This window comes from Actinophytocola sediminis (assembly GCF_054779715.1).
On record NZ_BAAGXS010000134.1, the window covers coordinates 1 to 887 of the forward strand.

3 protein-coding genes are annotated in these 887 nt (G+C 69.6%); all 3 read right to left on the reverse strand.

What is annotated here, in order from left to right; translation table 11 throughout:
- Positions 1-65: 65 nt before the first annotated feature.
- Genes ACYVIP_RS44655 through ACYVIP_RS44665 form a run of 3 tightly spaced genes read right to left on the reverse strand, consistent with a single transcriptional unit; the run spans position 66 to position 808 of the window.
- Entirely contained in the window at positions 66-191 is a 126-nt protein-coding gene (locus ACYVIP_RS44655; protein ID WP_460407310.1) for a hypothetical protein, read from the reverse strand.
- Positions 191-526, reverse strand: coding sequence for a hypothetical protein (locus tag ACYVIP_RS44660; RefSeq protein WP_460407311.1), 336 nt, complete (start codon positions 524-526; stop codon positions 191-193). The genes ACYVIP_RS44655 and ACYVIP_RS44660 overlap by 1 nt, the downstream gene beginning before the upstream one ends.
- A gap of 57 nt (positions 527-583) precedes the next feature.
- Positions 584-808: a hypothetical protein gene (locus tag ACYVIP_RS44665; RefSeq protein WP_460407313.1), complete on the reverse strand. Its 225-nt coding sequence runs from the start codon at positions 806-808 to the stop codon at positions 584-586.
- Between the last annotated feature and the right edge of the window lie 79 nt (positions 809-887).

The window sequence follows — 887 nt, forward strand, 5'->3', positions numbered from 1 at the left end:
GGGGTGGTGTCGGTCATGCCGAAAAAGGTGCGTCGCCCGTGTCACCGACCCGGGCGACGCCGCCGCTAATCCTCGCCGGCCACGGTGATCTCGCCGTCGCCGTTGCAGGTCGGGCAGGTGACGATCTGCCCGTTCTGCCGGATTGTGCCGCCACCCCAACAGGTTGGGCAGTCGATGGTGCCGCCGGGCATCAGGCGATGACCGCGACACCGACATCGGTCGCGGTGCTCCAGTTGAGACGGACGGTGCCGTCGGCCTGCCGGTGCACCGCTTTCGGGCGCCACGCGACGATGCTGTTGGCGGGCACGGTGATCACGCGGTCGGCGACCGCGACCCCGTCGACCGTGACCGGCACGTCGACGGTCATGGTGATGGGTGACTCGGACTCGTTCTGCACGAGCACGGTCTCACCGCCGCCGGTGGCGAAGACGTTGCCGTCGGGTGAAGCGGTCGCGTCGACCGCTCCAAAAAGGACAGTTAGGCCGTCGGCGTCGACGGACTGGGTTGTGATCTGGGTACGGGCCATGGCCGGGACTCCCCTGTAGACGCTGGTGACCCGGCCACAGTCCGGTCAGGGTGTCACCTACAGCGCGGCGCGGACGGCGCAGTCCTTCGACTCCAGCAACTTCCGCAGCGCCACGGTCAACTCGGCGGACGGGGGCAGTTCGTCCGCCAGCGCGTGCGCCAGCGTGTGGAACGGCTCAGACACGGTCCGCAGGTGCGGCGGCAGGTGCTCGACGTCGAAGAAGCGGAGGATCGACTGAAGAGACGGGTGGCGGGGCGTGTTGCCCTCGGAGAGGTCACTCATGCCGCCCAGCGTCAGGCCGGGCTGTCACCCGCTGGCCGACCGGTGAGCGGGCCGAGACCCATGATCTCGCGGGCCCGCG